Genomic DNA, 19,826 nt, shown 5'->3' on the forward strand with positions numbered 1-19,826 from the left:
GGTGACGGCCGTGGCGGTGACCACGGTCTTGGGGAGCCTGCTGGCGGCAGCGCCGGCTGCGGCCGCGGAATCCGTCGATTGGCAGCCGTGCGCCGGCGCGCCCGGCGTCGACTGCGGCACGGTGACCGTGCCGGTGGACTGGGCACACCCGGACCGGGGCACCACCACCGTCGCGCTCGCGAGGCGCAAGGCCACCGACCCGCAGGCCCGGATCGGCTCGGTGCTGATGGACCCGGGCGGCCCCGGCGGTTCGGGCACCGAGGAAGTCAAGAACGGCTGGTCGCTCTCGCCCGAGATCACCCGGCGGTTCGACACCGTCGGGTTCGACCCGCGCGGCGTCGGCGCCAGCGCCCAGATCAAGTGCGGGCTCGACGAGCTGATCGCGGACTACCCGCCGATGCCGCGCAACCAGGCCGAGTTCGAGCAGCTCGCGACGCACAACCGCAAGCTCGGCGAGAGCTGCACCCGGCTCACCGGACCACTGGCGGAGTTCGGCGACACCAAGAGCGTCGCGCGGGACATGGACGTCATCCGCCGTGCGCTCGGCGAGCAGAAGCTGACCTACTACGGCGTTTCCTACGGCACGCTGATGGGCCAGCAGTACGCGGAGCTGTTCCCGGACAAGGTCCGCGCGCTCGTGCTGGACAGCAACATGGACCACGCGCAGTTCACCGCGTGGGACTTCATCATGAGCGAAACCCGCTCGCTCCAGGCGGAGTTCGGCGAATTCGCCGCCTGGTGCGGCCGGACGCCGAGCTGCGCACTGCACGGGCGGGACGTCTCCGAGGTGACGCGCGCCCTGCAGGACAAAGCCGCGCGCGGCGAGCTGACGGACCCGCGAAGCGGTGAGCAGGTCACGCCGCTGACACTCGCCTCGATCATCCAGAGCAACTCCTACGGCCCGACCTGGGATCGGCTCGCGTCGGTGCTCAAGTCCCTCGCCGACGGCACCGGAGCTTCGGCACAGCTGCGCGCGGACATCCCGGTCAACTACGTCACCCCCAGCGTGCTCTGCGACGACTGGCGCCTGCCCGTGCACAACGTCGCCGAACTCGAGGTGTATCGCCGCGCGGCCGCGGCGCTCGCCCCGGACGTCAAGCTCAACCCGCTGGGCTGGGCGTCGGTCACCAGCTGCATCGGCTGGCCGAACCGGACGAGCAACCCCCAGCGCCCGCTGCAGATCCACGGCGCACCACCGCTGTTGCTGCTGAGCAGCCGCCACGACCCGGCGACGCCGTACGCGTGGTCGCAGTCCGTGGCCCGGCAGACGGGCAGCACCCTCCTCACCTACGACGGCTGGGGCCACGGCGCGTACTTCAAGAACAGCTCCTGCGTGACCAAGGCGACCGACGACTATCTGATCACCGGAAGGCTTCCGGCGCCGGGCACGCATTGCGCGGCCGTCGAACCGGGCACGACGACGGCTCTGATCGCCCGGCCGCCTTCGACGATCGGTTTTTGAGCCTTTGTGGCTGTTCCGGGGTGCGGACAGTCGCGTGTGGACGTACCCGATCGAGTGATGACATGTGTTCGAATCTCGGTAGCTTGGAGGTATGACCAGCGACGCGACTGTGTGTTCCTCGGAGGCGGTGGCTTTTGCCGACCGCATCGGGGAGTTAGTCGCGTCCATGCGGGCCGCTGAAGCCGGACTCGGTGCGCTGCTGGTGGAGATTGAGCAGCGTGGGGTGATGGAGGTGTTCGGGTATCGGTCTGTTGCTCGGTTGTTGGAGCATCTTGCCGATATTCCCAAGGCTGCTGCTGAACGGTTGGTGAAGCGCGCCCGTTTGCTGAACCCGGGCCGCAATCTTGACGGCAGCCCCATCCCTGCTTTGGCGCCCGCCACCGGTGCTGCTGCTCTTGCGGGGCAGTTGAGCAACCCGATGATCGATGTGATCACCGGTGTGCTCGCCGAGGTTCCCTGCGAGCATCGCGAGAGCGCCGAGACCCACCTTGTTTCCTTTGCTGCCGAGGCCGGGCACAAGCAGGTCGCCGCCCTCGGCGCCCGCATCCTCGCCCACCTGAACCCCGACGGTTCTGAACCCGACGACACCGAACCGGTGGCGCCGACCCGGGAGTTGTTCCTGCGGCGCAAGAGATCTGGGTTCTGGGAGTTGAGCGGCAGGTTCGATGACGAGACCGGCACCCGAGCCAGCGCCTTATTGGACGCCCTGGCCGAACGCCGCACCGGTGACGACGGCCCGGACTTGCGCACACTGCCCCAGCGCTACGGCGATGCCTTCTCCGACGCAGTCGACCTGGCCCTGAACTCCCCGGACCTCCCCATGCAGGCCGGGGAACGAGCCCACGTCATGGTCGCGGTCTCCCTCGACGACCTGAAGACCGGCGTCGGCACAGCAACCCTCGGCGACACCGGCACCCTCTCGGCCGCCGAAGCCCGGGTGCACGCCTGCGACGCCATGATCATCCCCGCGGTCCTCGGCGCGAAGAGCGAACCGCTGAACCTCGGCCGCCTGCGCCGCCTGATTTCCGCTGGGTTGCGGCGGGCGTTGTTCCTGCGGGACCGGGGTTGCGCGTTCCCGGGCTGCCATCGGCCACCCCGGCACTGTCAAGGTCACCACATCCGCCACTGGGCCGACGGCGGCCCTACCAGCCTGAACAACCTGGTGTTGATGTGCGCTCACCATCACCGGTTGCTGCACCGCTCGGGATGGGAAGTCCGCATCGCAGCCGACGGTCTACCGGAATTCCTTCCACCAGAGTTCATCGACAGGCGCCGAAAACCCCGGCGCAACAACCTCCACGAACCGCTGCCCTTCGCAGCCTGAACATGGGAAAGGCCCGCAGCCACACGGCTACGGGCCCACACCCACGCCCAGCCACCAGAAGACCCGCGGCCGACAAGATCCGAGCTTGCCGCGAGGCGCTACCTCGACCTGCGCCGCCAAAGCCCGGTGACGACCGCCAACGCCCGGGCTCCCGGGGACGGAACCGGTACCACTGCCTCCGGACCGATCCGGCGGCGCATCCGGTACGCCAGTTCGAGCACTTCCAAATCCTCCGGGCGGCGGCGGCCACGGACATCCGGCCGCAGCATCAGCTCCCCCACCGAGACGCGTCTGCCGCTGGCACGGTGCGCCGTGCGCGCCATCAGGAACCTCCGCTGCTTTCGCCGACCGACCGGGCTCCGCGAGTGTATGAATTTGATTCGGGTTCGTCACCTTACTCGCGAGTTGTGTCCGGTGCGTGTCCCCCGCGCGTTAGCCTCGGACCCATGATCACCATTGGGGGCCTCACCGAAAACGACCGCGCTGCCTGGGAAAACCTGTTCGCCGGCTACAACACGTTCTACGGCAGGACCCTCGCTCCCGAACTCGTGGACCGGGCCTGGCGCGAGTTCGCGAGCGGCGAGCGGATGCACGCCCTCGGCGCGCGGGTCGACGGCGAACTCGTGGGCATCGTCCACTTCCTCACGCACGTCAGCACCACCTCGGCCGACGTCTGCTACCTGCAGGATCTCTTCACCGACCCCGGCACCCGCGGGCGCGGGGTCGGCCGGGCCCTCATCGAAGCCGTGGCCGGCTGGGCGCGGGCGCGGGGGTGCGCGCGCGTCTATTGGCACACCCAGGCCTCGAACACCACCGCTCGGCGGCTCTACGACAAGGTCGCGCTCGACAAGGGTTTCCTGCAGTACCAGATTCCGCTCGGAACCTGACCTCAGCGGCGGTGCCGGCCACCGCCGCATTCGTGGTGGTGGCCGCCGCCCGGAGAAATGCCCGCTGGGCGGCGGCCGGCCCACATCGCCTGCCAGTCCGGGGTTTTCGGACGGCCGCCGCGCGACCACAACGGGATGTCCGGGATCTCGTGGCGCACCGGCGCCGCCTGCTCGGGCGGGTTCGGCTTCAGCTTCACCGGCGCCTTGACCTTGTCGACGATCTTCACCGCGCGGGCCAGCTTTCCGCGGTGCGCGGCCGGGCTGACGGAATCCGACACCGGCTCCACGACCGCCGGGGGAATGCCGTCCGGCTCGGCGGGCGGGGCTGCGGATTCCGGAACCGACGGGGGCGGCGACGCGTGCTTGGCCGGCGGCACGACGACGTCCGCGGGCAGCGGCACCAGCGCCACCGCCGGGGGTTCCAGGCCGGCCGGCGGCCAGACCGCCGCCGCGTTTCGCTGGCTGGGCATCGAGACCGCCGCACTGACTCCGCCCGTCAGCGCCAGGGCCCCCGCGACCACGGACAACATCCGCAACCGCGTCAGCGACCGCAGGACCTGCGGCTTCTCCCGGTGGCGAGCCCGCGGGAACACCAGGGTGTCTTCGTCGCGGTAGCGATCAGGCGGTACGTCGGACCGGACCAGCAGCTCGGCGACGGTGACCTGCTCTCGGCGCGGAGCCCTACGTGCCATCAAACCCTCCACCTGGGCCGTCCGGACGGGCGGCAACGCATCCGGACGGCCGATCATAGGAACGCTTCAAGTCCGTGTAAAGGCTCGTTCACTGAGGGTTTCGCGGTCGCGGCCTTCACAGCACCCCGTTAAGTCCTGGTGAATCTGACAGATTTCCTACGAAGGTTTTGTGCCATCCAGACGAACTTCTCCGTCAGAAGCCGATTTGGCTGTCGCGTTCGCCAAAGTTTGGTTCCATCGGATAGCTTGCTCCTACCGGTCAGTACCGGTGGGTGAGGCCGATCGGGTGAGGCGATCAGCGACAGATCGAGGGAAGCGGGGACGACCATGCCCAAGCACCGGCCACGTCGCAACGGCGCGCGTTCGGTCCGCCGGACCGCCGCCGCGCTCGCGGGTGGGGCGCTCGTCGTGCTGCCGACGCTGACCACCGGCCTGCCCGCGCCGGTCGTGGTGGCCAACGCCGGCGACGCGCAGCGGGACCCGGCCGTCGCCGCCCCGTCGCCGCAGCAGCCGAACGTCGTCATGCCGCCGATCGCCGTCGACGGCAGCCTGCCCCAGCCGCCGCTGCCCGAGCCGCTGGTCGTGCCCGGCGGGCGGGCCGGCTCCGCCGGCATCTCCGGCTCGCTCGGCATCCCGGGGAGCATGCTCAAGGCGTACAAGAACGCCGCGGACATCCTGGCCAAGGAACAGCCGAACTGCCACCTCGACTGGGCCCTGATCGCCAGCATCGGCCGGATCGAGTCGAACCACGCCCGCGGCGGGTACGTCAACGCCAACGGCGACACGCTGGAGCCGATCCTCGGCCCGGTGCTCAACGGTGCGGGCGCGTTCGCCGCGATCCCGGACACCGACGGCGGCAAGTACGACGGCGACACCGTGTGGGACCGCGCGGTCGGGCCGACGCAGTTCATCCCGTCGACGTGGCGCGGCTACGCCTCCGACGGCAACGGCGACGGCGTGTCGAACCCGAACAACATCTACGACGAGGCGCTGGCCACCGCGCGCTACCTGTGCTCCGGCGGCCTCGACCTCTCCACCGACGCGGGGCAGCGGATCGCCGTGCGCCGCTACAACAACTCGCAGTCCTATGTGGACACCGTGCTGGCCTGGGCCGCGGCCTACCGCGGCGGCGTGGCCCAGCTGCCCGACAGCCAGGTGCCGATCGGCGCGCCCGACGCCCCGGACGCCGCCGCCGCGGGCGCCCCGGTCGGTGTTCCGGCGCCGCCCGCGCCGCCGGTCGACACCCCGCCGACGGACACCCCGGCGACCACGCCGACCGACAACCCGACGTCGCCCACCGCGCCCACCGCGCCCACCACCCCGACGACGCCGACCACGGACCCGGTCACCCCGCCGTCCACGAACCCGACGACCCCGCCGCCGGCCACGACGGACCCGACCACACCGCCGCCGGCGACGACCAGCACCACCACCCCGCCGCCGTCGTCGACGGCCGCCGCCACCCCGGCCGACTCGGAGAAGACGCCGACCGAACCGACCTCGACCAGCTCGGCCGGGTGAGCCCGGTGGAGCCGTTCCTCGTGCACATCCGCTGCGACACCGACGGCTACACCCACGCCGTCACCGAGGACGAGTTCGCGGCGGGGCGGCACGAGGGGCGGTTCCGGGCGGTGTGCGGGCACGTCGTGCTGGCGGCGCCGATGATCGAGGAACCCGGCCGGTTCGACCCGGTCTGCCGGGACGTCCTGCGTGCCGGGGCACCGCAGCAGGCCGAAGTGCCCCGGCAGGAGCGCCGCCGGCTGCGGTGGCGCAGCCGGCGCTAGTCCACCAGGGCCTGGATGCCGTCGAGCATCCGGTTCAGGCCGAACGCGTACGCGGTGTCGCCCTGCGCCTTGGCGCCCTGGTCGAAGCCGCCGCCGAGCCAGATCCGGTTCATCGCCGGGTGCGCGTCGACGACGAAGTAGTTTTCCCAGAACGACGACCGCTGGTCCCACCACGCCTCGGTCGACTGGCCGGTGCTGCGCTCCAGCCGGGCGTTCTCCGCCTCGAGCGCGGCGTTCGCGTCGACGTACGTGCCGATCCCGTTCGCCGCCGCGACGGCCTGCCGCGGCGGCAGCCCCAGCTCGTCCATGATCGACAGCAGGTACTCCTGGCCCGCCAGCTGGCCGGGCCCCAGCGGCGGCCGGACCCGCGAGACCTCGCACAGCCACGGGTGCTCGCGGTAGGCCTGCCGGGTCCGCTCGGCGTAGAGCGCCACCTGCTCGCGCCAGTCCCCGCGGCGGGGCTCGCCCGGCCCGGGCAGCCGCCGCCCGACGAGCACGTCGTCGACCATCAGGTCCACCAGCTCGGCTTTGCCGGGCACGTAGGTGTAGAGCGTCATCGTGCCGGCGCCGAGCTCCTTGGCGACGCGGTGCATCGACGCGGCGGCGAGCCCGTCGGCGTCCGCGACGGCGATCGCGGCGGTGACGATCCGCTCGATCGTCAGCGTCGGGCGGCGGCCCCTGGTCGGTTCGGCGGCGGCGCCGCGGGCGCGCCAGAGTAGCGCGAGCGTCCGATCGACGTCCTCGGCGCCACTGCGTTCGACGGTCATGCGGTCCCCTCGCTTTACGTCCGGAGATTACCCTGGAAGGGGACGGAGGGGGTGTGAGGAGATGACGGCGCGCAAACCACCCAAGGTGTCGTTCCGCTGGTGGGTCGACCGGAAGATCGACGAAGCCCGGGCCCGCGGCGAGTTCGACGACCTGCCCGGCACGGGCAAGCCGCTCCCGAAGCCCACCGGCAACGACGCCGCGACCGACTGGGTGCTCCGCGAGGTCCGGAGGGGCGGCCACGACACGACGGCGCTGCTGCCGCCGTCGCTCGCGCTCAAGCGCGAAGTCCAGGACCTGCCGCAGCGGCTCGCCGGGGAGCGGACCGAACGGCAGGTCCGGGACGTCGTCGAGGACCTCAACACCCGGATCCGCCAGGCCTACCTCAACCACCACACCGGGCCGCCGCTCACGGTGGCGCTGGTGGACGTCGAAGAGGCCGTCACGGAGTGGCGGCGGTCACGAGCCGCGTCGTAGCAGCGTCCGCTCCGCCGCGCTCCACGCGGTCGTGGTGAGCAGGTAGATCCCGGCGGCCTGCGGCACGACGAGCGTCGCGAGCACGGTGCCGTAGGGCAGCAGCCGCAGCAGCTTTCCGCCCGGAACCGGGTTCTCCGGGGCGGGCTGCACGCGCACCGAAAACCACGCGACGGCGGCGAGCCCGGCCGCGATCACGAACACGAGCGGGCTGCCGGCCAGGCCGTGCGCGCCCAGCGGCGTCCCGAGCAGTGTCGCGCCGAGCAGCGAGTTGGGTTCGCCGCCGATCGTGGCCGTGGTGAACAGCCGGTACATGACCATGAAGAACGGCAGCTGCAGCAGCATCGGCAGGCAGCCGACGAACAGCGACGTCCCGGACTCCTGCTGCAGCTTCGTCATCTCCGCGGCCAGCCGCTCGCGGTCGCTGCCGTGCTTCTCCTGCAGCGCCCGGATTTCGGGCAGCAGGGCGGTCCTGGCTCGTTCGCCGCGGGCCGCCGACCGGGCGAGCGGGTGCAGCAGCAGCCGCACGCCGAGGGTGAACACGACGATGGCCAGCGCCGTCGAAAGCGGGCCGGTGAGGGTGTGGATCAGGTGGTACGCGCCTTCGACGGGCACGTCGAGAAAGCCGAACATGGGCAGCACTCCGCATGGCTCAAAGGGGTGTGGGTGAGCGGAATGGCTGCGTCGAAGCAGTTCCTACGCAGCCGTGCTGCGGGAACCGGGTGCTCGTGGGCGGCTCCGGCCCGGTCGGCCCGGGTCGCGGAGCCGGATCGACTCGGCGCGCCGGGCCCGGCGGCGCAACGCCGTGGCGCGGCTGCGCACCGGCGCCGACCACAGCGCGAGCTCGGCGCGGTGGGTGCTGCCGACCAGCAGGACGACCAAGAGGCTGGCGGCGGCGAGGGAGGCGAAGGCGACCAGCGCCGTCGGGCTGGTCAGCGCGGGGAACGCCAGTTCCAGCAACGCGTGCACGGCACTCCCCCTTCCTTCCAGCACCAGAGTAGCGAAAACTCTAACAGCCCGATGGGCTGTAACCTGGTTCGATGAGAGGGCAACTCGTCGTCGTGCCGATCCTGGCCATGCTCCTGCTGTACGGCGTGCCGTGGTGGACGCTCGTCCTGGCGCCGGAGTGGGGCCTGGCCGGCACGATCGCCGGCACCGTCGTGCTGGCGGCCGGCCTGGTCACGATGCCGTTCGCGATGTTCCGCGGGCACTCCCGGCACCAGAGCGACCGCGCCGCCCGCCTCGGCGATTCGCTGCTCGCCGTGATCTGGGTGCTGTTCAGCTGGTCGATCCTGAGCCTGGTGCTGCGGGTCGCGCTGCTCGGCGTCGAGGATCCGCTGCGGTCGCGGATCGTCGCGGGCGCGACCGTGCTGATCGCCGCCGGGCTGCTCGCGCACGGCCACCGCGTCGCCATGCGCGTGCCGCCGGTGAAGGCGGTCGACGTCGTCATCCCGCGGCTCGGGCCGGGGCTCGACGGCTTGACCGTCGCCGTCCTGACCGACACCCACTTCGGCCCGATCGACCGGACGAAGTGGTCGGAGGACGTCGTCGCGGCGGTCAACGCGCTCGAGGCGGACGTCGTCTGCCACGCCGGCGACCTCGCCGACGGCGCGGTGGCCAAGCGCCGCAAGCAGGTCGACCCGCTCGGCGGCGTCCAGGCCGGGCTCGGGCGGTTCTACATCACCGGCAACCACGAGTACTTCGGCGAGGCCCAGGCGTGGCTCGACCACATGGAGGGGCTCGGCTGGGACACCCTGCACAACCGGTCGACGCTGCTCGAGCGCGGCGGCGACCGGATCCTCTTCGCCGGCATCGACGACCCGACCGGCACGGCGTCCGGCCTGCCCGGCCACGGCCCCGACCTGGCCGCGGCGCTGGCCGGCCGGCCCGACGGCGTCCCGGTGGTGCTACTGGCGCACCAGCCGAAGCAGATCCGCCAGGCCCGCGAAGCGGGTGTCGACCTGCAGATCTCCGGGCACACGCACGGCGGGCAGATCTGGCCGTTCCACCTCCTGGTGCGGTTCGACCAGCCGACGCTGTCCGGCTTGACCCGGCACGGGCCGACGCAGTTGTACAACAGCCGTGGCACCGGGTTCTGGGGTCCGCCGTTCCGGATCTTCGCCCCGAGCGAGATCACGCTGCTGACGCTGCGTTCGGCCTGACGACCACCTCGGCTCGTCCGGGGCGGTCGCTACCGACAAAATTTTTTGTCTTGACAGACCGATACGTCGGAGGCAGGCTGTCCGCATGACCACGACAACCTCCGCAGACGGCACCAAGATCGCCTACACCCGCGCCGGCTCCGGCCCCGCGCTCGTCCTCGTCGACGGCGCGATGTGCTACCGCGGCTCGTCCCCCAACGACGCGCTGGCGAAGGAGCTGGCCGCGCACTTCACCGTGTACACCTACGACCGCCGCGGGCGCGGCGAGAGCGGCGACACCGGGCCGTACGCGGTCGAACGGGAGGTGGAGGACCTCGCCGCGATCGCCAAGGAGGCGGGCGGCGAGGTATTCCTGTTCGGCATTTCCTCGGGCGTCGCACTCGCCCTCGCAGCGGCGCCCGACCTCCCGGTGCGGAAACTGGCGCTGTACGAGCCCCCGTTCATCGTCGACGGCACCCGAGCGCGCGTCCCGGCGGACTACGCGGCCCGGCTCGACCAGGCGCTGAAGGAGGGCAAGCGCGGCAAGGCGGTCAAGATGTTCATGACCGAAGGCGTCGGCCTGGGCAGCGTGATGGTGGCGGTGATGCGGATCATGCCGTTCTGGTCGAAGCTCAAGCGGGTGGCCCACACGATCCCCTACGACACGGCGATGGTGGTCGAGCACCAGGCGGGCGAGCCGCTGCCGGCGGCCTGGCCGGAGGTGAAGGTCCCGGCTCTGGTGCTCGACGGCGGCCGCAGCCCGGACTGGATGCGTCACGGCGTGGCGTCGCTGGCCAAGGTGCTCCCCTCGGCGGAGTACCGGACGCTGCCGGGCCAGACGCACATCGTGAAGGCGGCCGCGCTGGCCCCGGTGCTCAAGGAGTACTTCCTCGCCTAGGTGGGCTTGTACCTGTTTTGTACGACCGCGCCCGATCGTGGCCGCCATGAGACGTTTGCTTCCCACCGCTCTGGCCGCCGCGCTGGCCACCGGATTGCTCGCCGCGCCCACGCCGGCAGGGGCGGCCGACCTGCGGATCGCCAACGGCGGGTTCGACCAGGGACTGACCGGCTGGAGCGGGTCGCACAGCCCGGGCGGGTTCACCGCCGTGACCTGGGATGGGCGCACCGCGGCGCGCGTGGACGACACGTCCGCGAGCAACGCCTACGGCCGGGAAAGCCAGCCCGGGCTGCCCGCCACCGCCGGCGTCCGGTACACCGCGTACGCCCAGGTGTGGACCGAGAGCGGCGCTGCCGACCTCTACCTGCGGTTCCGCGACTCGTCCGGGCAACTGCTCGGCGGCGTGACCGGCGGCTCGGTCTCCGGCCGCCAGTGGAACACCGCCACGGCTTCGGGCACGGCGCCCGCCGGCACCGCCAGTGTCTCCGCGCTCATCTACTCGGGCGTCGGCAACGTCGGCACCGCGTACTGGGACGAGGTGGTGATCAGCAAGGACGACACGGACCTCGGCGTCCAGCTGGAAAGCAGCGTCCCCAACGCCACCACCTTCTCCGGTGGCAAGGCCTACGCGGTCTACACCGGCACCGCCGACAGCAACCCCCAGCTGGCGGTCATCGACGTCGCCACCGAAAAGGTCACCTCGAAGCTCACCTTCCCGGACACCACCGAAACCCCCACCGTCGGCGGCTGGGCCGCCACCACCGCCACCGACGGCAGCGTCTACCTCGGCACCTACCCCAACTCGAAGCTGTACCGCCACGTGCCGGGCACCAGCACGCTGACCGACCTCGGCCGCGCCGAAGGCGGGTACTCCTTCATCTGGGACCTCGAAGCCGGCGCGAACGGCAAGGTCTACGGCGGCACGTACAACAACGGCCGCTACTTCAAGTACGACAACGGCACGTTCACGACCATCGGCGCCACCCCGATCGTCCCCGGCGCGGAGTACGTGCGCAGCATCGCCCACGACCCGGCCGCCAACGCGACCTACCTCGGCACCGGGACGAACGCTTCGCTGGTGCGCTACGACAACGTCACCGGGCGGACCGACAGCCTGCTGCCCGCCGAGTACGCGCACAACTCCATGGTGGGCGGACTGACCTGGACCGGCGGACGGCTGTTCGCGTGGCTCGACCGGACGCTGCTCGTGCTGCAGGTCGTCAAGAACACCGACGGCTCGTACCGCTCGGTGGTGGACGCGACGATCACCGACACCGACCTGCACCACTCCCCGGCCGCGGACGGCAAGGTCTGGTTCGTCAAGGACGGGCTGCTGCAGTCCTACGACATCGCCACGAAGACCGTGCAGGCGACGGCCGTCCGGCCCGACCTCGACGTCACCGGCTACAGCTGGGAGAACGGCACGCTCGCCGGCCTCGGCGCGGGCCCGGACGGCACCCGGATCTTCAAGTACAGCCCGGCGACCGGCGCGTCGAGCACCCGGCTCGTCACCGGCACCCCGGTGCTGCCCGCCGCGATCAACGCGCTCGGCACCGGCCCGGACGGCAAGATCTACACCGGCGGCTACCTCACCGGCGGCACCGGCGCGTACGACCCGCTGCACGGCGACGCCGACGAGAACCACCCGGACGCGAAGACCCTCACCGGCCTGAACCAGACCGACAGCCTGCTGGCCCACGACGGGAAGCTCTACATCGGCGTCTACCCGTCGGCCCGGCTGTACAGCTACCAGCCGGGCGGCGAATGGCCCCCGAAGCTGCAGTACACCGGCGGGGCCACGGGTGACAAGGCCGCCGACTGCCGTGCGGGCGAAGGCCCGCCGCCGCAGGACCGCCCGTACGCGCTGGCCGGCGCCCCCGACGGCACTGTCTACATGGGAACGGTCCCGAAGTACGGCAAGCGCAGTGGCGCGCTGAACATCTGGAAGGAGGGCACCCCGGGCCGGAGCATCTGCGTGGTCCCGGACCAGGCGGTGGTCGCCCTGGCCTACGCGGGCGGCAAGGTCTTCGGCGGCACGTCGACGCGGGGTGCGCTCGGCGTCAACCCGGTGTTCGCGCCGGGCGCCTCGGCGCAGGTGTTCTCCTACGACCCGGCGAACGGCGCGGTGACGCGGTACCCGCTGCCGTCGGCCACGGCGGTCACCGCACTGACCGAGGTGGACGGCAAGGTCTGGGGCCTGGCCGGGGGAACCCTGCTCACGTTCGACCCGGCCTCGCCGTCGGCGATGAAGACGCAGCGCCTGTTCCCGGACCCGGACTACGCCGCGAAGTCGACGATGGCCTGGCGCGACGGCGTGCTGCTGACGGTGGCCAAGGACCCGGACCACGTCTACGGCACCCAGGGCGACCGGATCTTCAAGATCGACAAGGCCACCAAGGCGGTCACGGTCCTGCTGACGAAGTCCGGCGTCGAGGACCTGACGGCCGACCGGTTCGGCGACCTGTACTACAAAATCGGCGAACGCCTGTACCGGCTGACCGTCACTCCCTGATGCGGCAGAGACCCGGCCCGTGCGGCGATCGTCCGGAAGGGCGGCCGCGGCGGGCCGGGCTCGTCGGCCGTCATCGGCTCGAAGGCGCGGCGCGGAAATGCAGCAGTACGAGCCCACCGTGTCAGGCAGGATTGCCCCATGCGCATCCGGATCCTCGACGCCGACATCACCACCCTCGAGGTCGACGTCGTCGTCAACGCCGCCAACTCCTCGCTGCTCGGCGGGGGCGGGGTCGACGGGGCCATCCACCGCAAGGGGGGTCCCGAGATCCTCGACGCGTGCCGGAAGCTGCGGGCCGGGCACTACGGAAAAGGGCTGAAGACCGGGCAGGCCGTGGCCACCACCGCCGGGAAGCTGCCCGCGAAGTGGGTCGTGCACACCGTCGGCCCGGTGTGGTCGGCGTCCGAGGACCGCTCCGGGCTCCTCGCCGACTGCCACCGCAACGCCCTGCGGGTGGCGCGGGAGCTCGGGGCCCGGACCGTCGCGTTCCCCGCGATCTCCACCGGCGTCTACCGGTGGCCGGTGGAGTCGGCCGCGGACATCGCGCTCACCGGCGTCTCCGCAGCCGACCCGGGTCCGATCGAAGAGGTCCTCTTCGCCCTCCGCGGCGAAGCGGCCGTCCAAGCGTTTCAGGCTCGTCACAACTCCCTTGCCTGAACGATCACCGAGCAGGCAGGGTGCAGGCGTGCCCACCCGCGCCCTGGTCTTCGACTTCGACGGCACCCTCGCCGACACCGAATCTGCCGTGCTGCAGTCGTGGCAGGCGGTCTTCCGGGAACACGGCACCGAACTGCCGATGGACGCCTGGTACGCCGTCATCGGCACGCAGCGCACCACGCCCGCCATGTTCGCCCTGCTCGCCGAGCACGTCCCCGGCATCGATCCGGAGGCCCTGCGCCCCCGGACCCGGGCGCACGTCCTGCGGCTCCTCGAAAACCTCGGCCCGCGCGAAGGGGTCCTCGGCTACCTCGAAACGGCCAAGAGCCACGGCCTCAAGCTGGCCGTCGCCTCCAGCTCGTCCGGGGCCTGGGTGAACCCGCACCTGGAACGGCTCGGCCTCGACCACTACTTCGACGCCGTCCTCACCGGGGACCTGCACAAGGCGAAACCCGATCCCGACCTCTACCTCGCCGCGCTCGACGCACTCGGAACCACCGCGGAAGACGCGATCGCCTTCGAGGACACCCCGCACGGCGTCACCTCGGCCAAGGCCGCCGGGCTGACCTGCGTCGCCGTGCCCAACGCGATCACCGGGAAGCTCGACTTCGGGCAGGCGGACGTCGTGCTGCCGTCGTTCACCGCCAAGCCCCTCGAGGCCCTGCTCAGCCGCTGACCAGCGCCAGCAGCCGGTCCAGGAACGGCAGCTGGCCCTTCACCAGCTTCTCCCGGGCCTCCGGCAGCGAGAACCACGCGACCCGGTCCACCTCGGGGAACTCCTGCAGGCGGCCCGAGCGGGGCGGCCACTCCATGGTGAACGTCCCGGGCACCACCGAGGCCGGATCGAGGTCGGCCTCGACCGCCCACGCCGTGACGACCTTGCCGCCCGACTGCTTCACCACGCCCAGCTCGACGTACTCGCCGTCGGGCGCCGGCAGCCCCAGCTCCTCCTCGAACTCCCGCCGCGCCGCCTTCTCCGGGGACTCGTCCGGGTCGAGCTCACCCTTGGGCAGCGACCACGCGGCCGCGTCCTTCTTCGCCCAGAACGGCCCGCCCATGTGCCCGAGCAGCACCTCGACGTCTTCGCCGCGGCCTCGGTAGAGCAGCAGCCCGGCACTCTGTTTGCCCGCCATCGACACAGTCTCCCGAAACTCGTCCAAGATTTTTCCGCGGGGCTGTCGATCCGGGGAGAACCCACTCGACGCGTAGGCAGAAGGCAAGAAAAACCCAGGGAAGGACCCACCATGACCGCCACCATCGCCCGCGAAACCCGGACCACCACCGCCGCCCCGGCCAAGACCAAGGTCACCGGCATCGTGGTCGGCGCGAGCCGGATCGTGATCTCGTTCCTGTTCGGCTTCCACGGCCTGCAGGATTTCGGGTTCTTCGGCGGCATCGACGGCCAGGGCGGCGGCGTCCCGTTCGGCTCGTTCCCCGGCTGGTGGGGCAGCGTTCTCGAGCTGGTGGGCGCGGCGCTGCTGCTCGTCGGGCTCGCCAGCAGGCCCGCCGCCATCCTGCTCTCCGGCGTGATGGCCTTCGCCTACTTCACCGTGCACGCCCCGATGGGCCTGCTGCCGCTGCAGAACATGGGCGAGCCCGCCGCGGTCTACTCGTGGGTCTTCCTGCTGCTCGCCGCGGTCGGCCCGGGCCGGTTCGCGCTCGACAACCTGATCAAGCGCCGCCGCTGACGCGAACCAGGCGCGGTCCGGTCAGTAGCCGCCCTGGGCGGCTGCCAGGTCGGACCGCGCCATCACGTGTTCCATCAGGCTGGTCAGCACCTGCTTCGTCGACTCGCGCTCGCGGGCGTCGCACAGCAGCAGCGGGACGTCCATGCCGACGTCGAGCGCCTGCCGGACCTCCTCGGTGCCGTAGCGGTACGCGCCGTCGAAGCAGTTCACGCCGACGACGAACGGCAGGTTGCGGCGCTCGAAGAAGTCCACCGCGGCGAAGCAGCTGTCGAGCCGGCGCGTGTCGGCCAGCACGACGGCGCCGAGCGCGCCTTCGGCCAGCTCGTCCCACATGAACCAGAACCGGTCCTGCCCCGGCGTGCCGAACAGGTAGAGGATCAGGTCCGGGTTGATCGTGATGCGGCCGAAATCGAGCGCGACCGTCGTGGTGGTCTTCTGCTCGACACCGGAGAGGTCGTCGACCCCCTCGGACGCGGTCGTGATGACCTCTTCGGTCCGCAGCGGCGGCACTTCGCTCACCGAGCCGACCATCGTGGTCTTGCCGACCCCGAACCCGCCGGCGATGAGTACCTTGACCGCGGTCGCGGTCAGGTTCCGCCGGGGGTCAGAGTTTCCGGATGCCATCAAGGACCGCCTGCAATACGTGTCGGTTGGGGGTTTCCTGGACCGGTGCCGCGGTACGGAACAGCACCAGGTTCTGCTCGATGAGGTCGCTCAGCATCACCTTCACCACGGGCAGCGGGAGATCGATCCGGGCGGCCACCTCGGCCACCGAGACCGGCCGCTGGCACAGGGCGATGATGCGGGCGTACTCCGGTTCGAGCATGCCCGCTTCGTGCGCGGTGCGCAGCGCCACCACGAGCGTGATGAGGTCGAGCCCGAGCGTGTCCGACCGGGTGCGGCCGCCCGTGACCGCGTAGGACCGGACCAGCGGGCCGGCCTCGTCGTCGAACCAGGCTTCGTGCCGTGGGCTCATGGCGCAGTGGGCTGCGCGCCGGCGGTCCGCGGGGCCGAGGTGAGGACCTGGCCGACCCGCTTCACCATCAGGTTCATCTCGTACGCGACCAGCCCCATGTCCGCGTCCTCGCGGGCCAGCAGGGCGAGGCAGGCGCCCCGCCCGGCCGCGGTCACGAACAGGAAAGCGTGGTCCATCTCGACCATCGTCTGGCGGACGTTGCCGCCGCCGAAGTGCCGCCCGGTGCCGCGGGCCAGGCTCTGGAACGCCGAAGCCACCGCGGACAGGTGTTCGGCGTCCTCCTCGGAAAGGTTGCCGGACCTCCCGATGAGCAGGCCGTCCGAGGACAGCACCACCGCCCGGTCCGCCCCGGCGACCCGCTTGACGAGGTCGTCCAGCAGCCAGTCGAGCTCGTGGGCGCCTGAGTTGACCATTACTCGCGCTCTCCGTACCTGTCGTCGTTCTCGGGAAACTCTTCGTCACGGGCCCGCCGGGTGCCCTGCTGGAAGGCGGACAGCCTGCTGCGGGCGGCCTCCGGCGAGTCCAGCCGGACCTCTTCCCGTTCCTGTGCGGGCTTATCTTCCCGCAGCTGCGGGACGAGGTTCTGCTGGCGTCGCCGTTGCGGCAGCGGCGGACGGCCGGGGGCCTCCGGGCGGCGCGGCTGCTGCGGGCGGCTTTCGGACGTCGCCGCGGTCCGCGGCTCCTGCGGCGGCCACACCGGCTGCTGCGCGGCCGGCCGCGCCGGGCGCGAGGTCCGGTTCGGCGGGGCGGGCGGCCGGACGGCAGCCACGGGCTGGGCCAAGGTCGGCTGGCTGACCGGCTCCGACACGGACCCGACCGGGACCGGCGTCGGCACGGACGACGGCTGCGACTGCGCCGGCGTCCGCTCCGGGGTCGGCGGCGGGACGGTGACCGGCGGGACGGCCGCGGGCGGCACGGGGGCCGGCGGCGGGGTCACGGCGGCCGGGGCCGTCACGGGCGGGGCGGGCGGCTCGGTGCGGTGCCGGGCCGGGCGGCGCACCGGCCGCTTGAGCGGCGCGACCTCGTCGTTGGCCGTGGTCTCCGGCTCGGCCGGGTTCGGGACCAGCTCCGGCTTCGGCGGGGTGATCGGCTGCTCCGGCTCGGTCTCCGCGAGCGGGGCCAGCAGGTCGGTGCGCACCAGGACGATGGCCCGGGTGCCACCGTAGGCGGACTCGCGCAGGTGCACCTGGATGCCGTGCCGCGCGGCCAGCCGCGCGACCACGAACAGGCCGAGGCGCGGCTCGTCCGACAGCGCCATGATCCCGAAGTCCGGCGGGTCGGCCAGCATCGCGTTGATCTCTTCGGTCTGGTCCGGCTCGAGCCCGAGGCCCTGGTCCTCGACCTCGATCACGACACCCTTGCCGACCACGTTGCCGCGGATCTCGACCCGCGACTGCGGCGGCGAGAACGCCGTCGCGTTGTCGATCAGCTCGGCGAGCAGGTGCACGAGGTCGCCGACGACCGGGCCGCGGACGGCGATCTGCGGCAGCACCGCCGCCTTGACCCTGGCGAAGTCCTCGGTTTCGGCGGACGCGCCGCGGACCAGCTCGGCCAGCCCGACCGGGTTGCGCCACTGGCGGCCCGGCTGCCCGCCGCCGAGGATGATCAGGTTCTCGGCGTTCCGGCGGGCGCGGGTGGAGAGGTGGTCCAACTGGAACAGCGTGTCCAGCTGCTCCGGGTCCTCCTGCTTGCGCTCGGCCTGGTCGAGCACCTTGAGCTGGCGGTGCACGATGACCTGGCTGCGGTGGGCGATGTTGAGGAACACCGTCTTGGTGCCCTCCTTGGTCTTCGCCTCGTCGATGGCGGCCGCGATGGCGGTCTGCTGCGCCTTGTTGAACGCGTCGGCGACCTGGCCGATCTCGTCGGTGCCGTGGTCGAGGAAGTGACCACCCTCTTCGAGGTCGACGGGCTCGCCCGCCTGGACCCGGGCGACCAGTTCGGGCAGCCGGACCTCGGCCGCGTCGAGGGTGTCCTCGCGCAGCCGGTGCAGGCGGCCGATGAGCCGGTTCGACAGCCGGACGGCGACGAAGACCACGAAGACCGCGAACAGGACCGCGACCACGCCGGCGATCAGCGACTCGGTGAACGTCGAGTCCGCGTCGTTGATCGCGGCCTGGCTCGCGTTCGAGCTCTGCGTCACGAAGATGAGCATCAGCGCGTCGCCGACCTGGCGGGCAGCCGTGCGCCACTGGTCCTGCGCCACCGGCAGCTTCGACAGGTCACCGCGCAGGAACGCGGTCTCGACCTGGTTCACCGTCTGCCACGGCTGGCTGGCCAGCAGCTGGTCGTACTTCGCCTTGACCTCGGGGATCATCTTCGGCGCCGACGCGTCGAGCTGGGCGTGGTAGGCACCGACCTGGCCGACGTAGGCGCGGAAGTCCTCGTTGCTCAACCCGCCCGCGGCCAGCCCGGCGGCGGCGAGGGCGTCACTGCGCTGCATCGCGTCGGCCGCGGTGAACAGCGGGATGGCCGTCAGCCGGTCGAACGCGTTCTGGGCGCCGCGCGCGTTCTGCGCGAGCCCGGCCACGCCGTCGGTGAACTGGTCGAACAGCTTGTTGTAGTAGGCGAACGCCTGGCTGATCTGCATCTGGCCGCTGTCGACCGCCTGGCGGGTCTGCGGCAGCTGCTGGAACAGCCCGAAGAACGTGGCGATGTTCTTCTGCACGCTCGGCGGGGTGTTGTCGTAGTCGGCGAAGTTGTCGCGGAGGTTCTCGATCTCCTTCGCGGCGGTCGCGTCCGTCTTCGGGCGGACGGCCGCGAGCACGGCACGCTGGTTGCTCTGGCCGGCCAGCAGGCTCAGCGTCGCCTGGCGCTCTTGCTGCAGCGCGGCGAAGAAGGGGATCGCGGGGGCTTCCGAGTTCCGGATCCGGCTGGTGTAATCACGAGCGGTGACCGCGTCGTAGATGAGGTAGCCCGCGAGGGCCACCCCGACCAGCAGCAGGGCCACACTGGGGATGAGCGCGATCGTGAGCACGCGCTTCCGAATCGAGGATCCCCGGTTGCGTCGAAGAGAAATCTGCTTCACCTGGGTCCGTTTTCCTTCCGGCAGTACATGGTTTCGGGTCGCCCGAGGCGGTCAACACCCGGATTCCGACCAGCCGGATCAACATCACCGTGGTCTGCTTCGCCCGCGACGACGTTAGGCAGCCCTCCAGGGCGCGTCAAGTCCGTGGCGATAACGTGATCTTGGAACGGTGACCGCTCCACACTCGCTGCCTGCGCTTCGAAAGTCCACCACCGTAAGTCGTGACCTTCGTCGCAGGCCGGCATCGGTTCCACGCACAAAAGTGAGCAAAGGAAGCGCTCTCGGAACCCGCCGCGCGCCCCGGGCCGGCCCCCTACGTACGACAGCGGCGGATCGTTCGGTGACAAACATCACGGACCCGCGCTCGGACCTCCGCACACCCCGTTCGCCCGGAGTGGACGGCCCCGGGAAAGCGGAATGAGCAGGATCCGCGAACTGGGCCGCGGATTCCCCGGGCCGACGGCCGGAATTCCCGTCAATCCGCAATCGCACCCGGGTGATCACGCTGTGCTGGCCGCCGAAACCGGTTCCGCGGCACCGA

General features: G+C 71.3%; 22 protein-coding genes. 12 read left to right on the top strand and 10 right to left on the bottom strand.

Going from position 1 to position 19,826, the window contains the following annotated elements:
* Positions 1 to 10 precede the first annotated feature (10 nt).
* Together ACFPLC_RS04530 and ACFPLC_RS04535 are read left to right on the top strand one after the other, a co-directional pair.
* Positions 11 to 1,462 (top strand): alpha/beta hydrolase, encoded by a 1,452-nt coding sequence (locus ACFPLC_RS04530; RefSeq protein ID WP_378188627.1) that lies wholly within the window; start codon positions 11 to 13, stop codon positions 1,460 to 1,462.
* A 91-nt stretch (positions 1,463 to 1,553) separates the two neighbouring features.
* Positions 1,554 to 2,786: an HNH endonuclease signature motif containing protein gene (locus ACFPLC_RS04535; RefSeq protein WP_378188628.1), complete on the top strand. Its 1,233-nt coding sequence runs from the start codon at positions 1,554 to 1,556 to the stop codon at positions 2,784 to 2,786.
* A 98-nt stretch (positions 2,787 to 2,884) separates the two neighbouring features.
* Here ACFPLC_RS04535 and ACFPLC_RS04540 read toward each other — a convergent pair whose 3' ends face one another.
* On the bottom strand, positions 2,885 to 3,055 hold the full coding sequence (locus tag ACFPLC_RS04540; protein ID WP_378235702.1) for a hypothetical protein: 171 nt from the start codon (positions 3,053 to 3,055) through the stop codon (positions 2,885 to 2,887).
* Between the two features lie 177 nt (positions 3,056 to 3,232).
* On the opposite strand from ACFPLC_RS04540, the gene ACFPLC_RS04545 reads away from it, so the two are divergent.
* The gene (locus ACFPLC_RS04545) at positions 3,233 to 3,673 is read left to right on the top strand and encodes a GNAT family N-acetyltransferase (RefSeq protein WP_378188629.1); all 441 of its coding nucleotides are present in this window, start codon (positions 3,233 to 3,235) and stop codon (positions 3,671 to 3,673) included.
* Positions 3,674 to 3,675: 2 nt separating this feature from the next.
* Here the strand turns inward: ACFPLC_RS04545 and ACFPLC_RS04550 are convergent, their stop codons facing one another.
* Positions 3,676 to 4,365, bottom strand: a complete 690-nt coding sequence (locus ACFPLC_RS04550; RefSeq protein WP_378188631.1) for a hypothetical protein — start codon at positions 4,363 to 4,365, stop codon at positions 3,676 to 3,678.
* Between the two features lie 327 nt (positions 4,366 to 4,692).
* Here ACFPLC_RS04550 and ACFPLC_RS04555 point away from each other — a divergent pair, with 327 nt between their 5' ends.
* The gene (locus ACFPLC_RS04555) at positions 4,693 to 5,886 is read left to right on the top strand and encodes a lytic transglycosylase domain-containing protein (RefSeq protein ID WP_378188633.1); all 1,194 of its coding nucleotides are present in this window, start codon (positions 4,693 to 4,695) and stop codon (positions 5,884 to 5,886) included.
* 5 nt (positions 5,887 to 5,891) lie between these two features.
* Positions 5,892 to 6,149, top strand: a complete 258-nt coding sequence (locus ACFPLC_RS04560) for a hypothetical protein (protein WP_191317160.1) — start codon at positions 5,892 to 5,894, stop codon at positions 6,147 to 6,149.
* On the opposite strand, the gene ACFPLC_RS04565 is transcribed toward ACFPLC_RS04560, so the two are convergent.
* Positions 6,146 to 6,916 carry a TetR/AcrR family transcriptional regulator gene (locus ACFPLC_RS04565; RefSeq protein WP_378188635.1) on the bottom strand — a complete coding sequence of 257 codons (771 nt, stop codon included), beginning with the start codon at positions 6,914 to 6,916 and terminating at the stop codon, positions 6,146 to 6,148. The genes ACFPLC_RS04560 and ACFPLC_RS04565 overlap by 4 nt on opposite strands.
* A gap of 61 nt (positions 6,917 to 6,977) precedes the next feature.
* Between ACFPLC_RS04565 and ACFPLC_RS04570 the strand changes: the two genes are divergently transcribed.
* Positions 6,978 to 7,391: a DnaJ family domain-containing protein gene (locus ACFPLC_RS04570; RefSeq protein ID WP_378188637.1), complete on the top strand. Its 414-nt coding sequence runs from the start codon at positions 6,978 to 6,980 to the stop codon at positions 7,389 to 7,391.
* Here the strand turns inward: ACFPLC_RS04570 and ACFPLC_RS04575 are convergent.
* Both ACFPLC_RS04575 and ACFPLC_RS04580 read right to left on the bottom strand, forming a co-directional pair.
* The gene (locus ACFPLC_RS04575; RefSeq protein WP_378188638.1) at positions 7,374 to 8,021 is read right to left on the bottom strand and encodes a YidC/Oxa1 family membrane protein insertase; all 648 of its coding nucleotides are present in this window, start codon (positions 8,019 to 8,021) and stop codon (positions 7,374 to 7,376) included. The two genes, ACFPLC_RS04570 and ACFPLC_RS04575, sit on opposite strands and share 18 nt — an antisense overlap.
* A 63-nt stretch (positions 8,022 to 8,084) precedes the next feature.
* The gene (locus ACFPLC_RS04580) at positions 8,085 to 8,381 is read right to left on the bottom strand and encodes a DUF6412 domain-containing protein (RefSeq protein ID WP_378188639.1); all 297 of its coding nucleotides are present in this window, start codon (positions 8,379 to 8,381) and stop codon (positions 8,085 to 8,087) included.
* A 47-nt stretch (positions 8,382 to 8,428) separates the two neighbouring features.
* Here ACFPLC_RS04580 and ACFPLC_RS04585 point away from each other — a divergent pair, with 47 nt between their 5' ends.
* The 5 genes from ACFPLC_RS04585 to ACFPLC_RS04605 all read left to right on the top strand — a co-directional run bounded on the left by ACFPLC_RS04585 (position 8,429) and on the right by ACFPLC_RS04605 (position 14,272).
* Positions 8,429 to 9,550, top strand: coding sequence for a metallophosphoesterase (locus ACFPLC_RS04585; protein ID WP_378188641.1), 1,122 nt, complete (start codon positions 8,429 to 8,431; stop codon positions 9,548 to 9,550).
* 85 nt (positions 9,551 to 9,635) lie between these two features.
* Positions 9,636 to 10,427, top strand: coding sequence for an alpha/beta fold hydrolase (locus ACFPLC_RS04590; RefSeq protein ID WP_378188642.1), 792 nt, complete (start codon positions 9,636 to 9,638; stop codon positions 10,425 to 10,427).
* Between the two features lie 46 nt (positions 10,428 to 10,473).
* Complete coding sequence (locus tag ACFPLC_RS04595) at positions 10,474 to 12,939, top strand: NHL repeat-containing protein (protein WP_378188643.1); 2,466 nt, start codon at positions 10,474 to 10,476, stop codon at positions 12,937 to 12,939.
* A gap of 138 nt (positions 12,940 to 13,077) precedes the next feature.
* Positions 13,078 to 13,596 (top strand): O-acetyl-ADP-ribose deacetylase, encoded by a 519-nt coding sequence (locus ACFPLC_RS04600; RefSeq protein WP_378188644.1) that lies wholly within the window; start codon positions 13,078 to 13,080, stop codon positions 13,594 to 13,596.
* A 28-nt stretch (positions 13,597 to 13,624) separates the two neighbouring features.
* Positions 13,625 to 14,272 (top strand): HAD family hydrolase, encoded by a 648-nt coding sequence (locus ACFPLC_RS04605; protein WP_378188645.1) that lies wholly within the window; start codon positions 13,625 to 13,627, stop codon positions 14,270 to 14,272.
* On the opposite strand, the gene ACFPLC_RS04610 is transcribed toward ACFPLC_RS04605, so the two are convergent.
* Complete coding sequence (locus tag ACFPLC_RS04610) at positions 14,262 to 14,729, bottom strand: NUDIX hydrolase (protein WP_378188646.1); 468 nt, start codon at positions 14,727 to 14,729, stop codon at positions 14,262 to 14,264. The genes ACFPLC_RS04605 and ACFPLC_RS04610 overlap by 11 nt on opposite strands.
* A 111-nt stretch (positions 14,730 to 14,840) precedes the next feature.
* Here ACFPLC_RS04610 and ACFPLC_RS04615 point away from each other — a divergent pair, with 111 nt between their 5' ends.
* Positions 14,841 to 15,284 (top strand): DoxX family protein, encoded by a 444-nt coding sequence (locus ACFPLC_RS04615; protein ID WP_378188647.1) that lies wholly within the window; start codon positions 14,841 to 14,843, stop codon positions 15,282 to 15,284.
* Between the two features lie 21 nt (positions 15,285 to 15,305).
* On the opposite strand, the gene ACFPLC_RS04620 is transcribed toward ACFPLC_RS04615, so the two are convergent.
* The 4 genes from ACFPLC_RS04620 to ACFPLC_RS04635 are packed head-to-tail and all read right to left on the bottom strand — an operon-like array spanning position 15,306 to position 19,234.
* Positions 15,306 to 15,908, bottom strand: a complete 603-nt coding sequence (locus ACFPLC_RS04620) for a GTP-binding protein (RefSeq protein ID WP_004561734.1) — start codon at positions 15,906 to 15,908, stop codon at positions 15,306 to 15,308.
* Positions 15,889 to 16,260 (bottom strand): DUF742 domain-containing protein, encoded by a 372-nt coding sequence (locus ACFPLC_RS04625; RefSeq protein ID WP_191317151.1) that lies wholly within the window; start codon positions 16,258 to 16,260, stop codon positions 15,889 to 15,891. Before ACFPLC_RS04625 ends, ACFPLC_RS04620 begins: the two co-directional genes overlap by 20 nt.
* A complete protein-coding gene (locus ACFPLC_RS04630; protein WP_043776694.1) occupies positions 16,257 to 16,673 on the bottom strand; it encodes a roadblock/LC7 domain-containing protein in 417 nt (138 codons plus the stop codon). The genes ACFPLC_RS04625 and ACFPLC_RS04630 overlap by 4 nt, the downstream gene beginning before the upstream one ends.
* Entirely contained in the window at positions 16,673 to 19,234 is a 2,562-nt protein-coding gene (locus ACFPLC_RS04635) for a sensor histidine kinase (protein ID WP_378188648.1), read from the bottom strand. The genes ACFPLC_RS04630 and ACFPLC_RS04635 overlap by 1 nt, the downstream gene beginning before the upstream one ends.
* Positions 19,235 to 19,826: the final 592 nt, after the last annotated feature.

Origin of the sequence: Amycolatopsis plumensis, from assembly GCF_042652605.1 — a bacterium.
GTDB classification, from domain to species: Bacteria; Actinomycetota; Actinomycetes; order Mycobacteriales; family Pseudonocardiaceae; genus Amycolatopsis; species Amycolatopsis plumensis.